Source organism: Amycolatopsis sp. SID8362 (genome assembly GCF_010550475.1).
GTDB lineage: Bacteria > Actinomycetota > Actinomycetes > Mycobacteriales > Pseudonocardiaceae > Amycolatopsis > Amycolatopsis eburnea.
In genome coordinates, this window is sequence record NZ_JAAGNB010001505.1 from 1 (window position 1) to 2,397 (window position 2,397).

1 protein-coding gene is annotated in these 2,397 nt (G+C 72.5%); it reads left to right on the forward strand.

What is annotated here, in order from left to right; all coding sequences use genetic code 11:
• A partial coding sequence (locus G3I65_RS45880) for a type I polyketide synthase (RefSeq protein WP_160701666.1) occupies positions 1–2,397 on the forward strand: 2,397 nt, incomplete at both ends.

Here is a 2,397-nt window from a genome sequence, read left to right on the forward strand (position 1 = left end):
GGCGTCCGCACTGCGCGACCGGCTGCTCGCGCTGCCCGGAACCGAGCGCGACGCCGTCCTGCTGGCGCTGATCCGCGCCCAGGTCGCCGCGCTCATGGGCTTCGACGGCCCGGACGCGATCGCCCCGGAGAAGCCGTTCAAGGAGCTCGGCTTCGACTCGCTCACCGCGGTCGAGCTGCGCAACCGCCTCAACGCCGCCACCGGGCTCACGCTGCCCTCGACCCTCGTCTTCGACCACCCGAACCCGGTGGCGGCGGCCGGTTTCCTGCGCGCTGAGCTGCTCGGCGAAGGTGCCGAAGTAGTCGCTCCGGCCGTCGTCCGCGAGGTTTCCGACGACCCGGTCGTGATCATCGGCATGAGCTGCCGCTACCCCGGCGGGGTCCGGTCGCCGGAGGATCTCTGGCGGCTCGTCGACGACGGCGTCGACGCGATCTCGGAGTTCCCCGCCGACCGCGGCTGGGACCTGACCGGGCTCTACGACCCGGACGGCGACCGCGCGGGCACCTCCTACGTCCGTGAAGGCGGGTTCGTCGAGGACGTCGCCGGCTTCGACGCCGGGTTCTTCGGGATCTCGCCGCGGGAGGCGCTGGCCATGGACCCGCAGCAGCGGGTGCTGCTGGAGGCGGCGTGGGAGGTCTTCGAGCGCGCCGGGATCGACCCGGCCACGCTCCGCGGCTCCGACGCCGGCGTCTACATCGGCGGGTCCGGCAACGGCTACACCCCGCCGGCCGACCTGCAGGGCCACCTGCTCACCGGGCAGGCCACCAGCGTGATCTCCGGCCGGCTGTCCTACACCTTCGGGCTCGGGGGCCCGGCGGTCACCGTCGACACGGCGTGCTCGTCCTCGCTGGTGGCGCTGCACCTCGCGGCGCAGGCCCTGACCCGTGGGGAGTGCTCGCTGGCGCTGGCCGGCGGCGTGACCGTGATGGCCACGCCGGCGGCGTTCGTGGAGTTCAGCTCCCAGGGCGGCCTGTCGTCGAACGGCCGGTGCCGCTCGTTCGCCGAGTCGGCCGCGGGCACCGGCTGGTCCGAAGGTGTCGGCCTGCTGATGCTGGAGCGGCTGTCCGACGCGCGGCGCAACGGCCACCGGATCCTCGCCGTCGTCCGCGGGTCCGCGGTGAACCAGGACGGCGCCTCCAACGGGCTCACCGCGCCGAACGGCCCGTCGCAGCAGCGCGTCATCCGGCAGGCGCTGGCGAACGCGGGCCTGACACCGTCCGAAGTGGACGCCGTCGAGGCGCACGGCACCGGCACGGTGCTCGGGGACCCGATCGAAGCCCAGGCGCTGCTCGCGACCTACGGGCAGGACCGGGAGCAGCCGCTGTTCCTCGGCTCGGTCAAGTCCAACATCGGCCACGCGCAGTCGGCCGCCGGCGTCGCCGGGATCATCAAGATGGTCATGGCCATGCGGCACGGCGTGCTGCCGAAGACCCTGCACGTCGACGCGCCGACGTCCCACGTGGACTGGACGGCAGGCGCCGTCGAGCTGCTGACCGAACCCGTGCCGTGGCGGGAGAACGGCCACCCGCGCCGCGCCGCCGTGTCCTCGTTCGGGGTCAGCGGCACCAACGCGCACGTGGTGCTGGAACAGGCCCCGCCCGCCGAAACCACGGTGTCACCCGCACCCGCCGGGACCGTGCCGGTGCCGGTCTCCGGCAAGACCCCGGAAGCGGTGCGCGCCCAGGCCGAGCGGCTGCTCGGCTTCGTGACCGGAAACCCGGAGCTGCTCCCCGGCGACCTCGCCCGCGCGCTCGCCACCCAGCGGACCCACTTCGGGCACCGCGCCGCGGTGCTGGCGGAGACCCGGGACGACCTGCTCGCCGGACTGTCCACAGTGGTCTCCGGGGAAGTCTCGCCGTCCGTGGTGCACGGGACCGCCAAGCCCGGCAAGGTGGCGTTCCTGTTCGCGGGTCAGGGTTCGCAGCGGCTGGGGATGGGCCGGGAGTTGTACGAGCGGTACCCGGTGTTCGCCGAGGCTCTTGATGTCGTCTTCGCGTTGCTTCCGGTGCGCGAGGTTGTCTTCGGTAACGACGCGGCGCTGCTGGACCGGACGGAGTGGGCGCAGCCCGCGTTGTTCGCGCTCGAGGTGGCGTTGTTCCGGTTGCTGGAGTCGTGGGGCATCCGACCGGATCAGGTTGCGGGGCATTCGATCGGTGAGATCGCGGCCGCGCATGTGGCCGGGGTGCTCTCTCTGGAGGATGCGTGCACGCTGGTGTCGGCGCGTGCGCGGTTGATGCAGGCGTTGCCGTCGGGTGGTGCGATGGTGTCGTTGGTGGCCTCGGAGGACGAGGTGACGCCGTTGCTGGTTGAGGGTGTGTCGATTGCGGCGGTGAATGGTCCGCGGTCGGTGGTGATTTCCGGTGTCGAAGAGTCGGTGCTGGGGATTGCGGAGAGGTT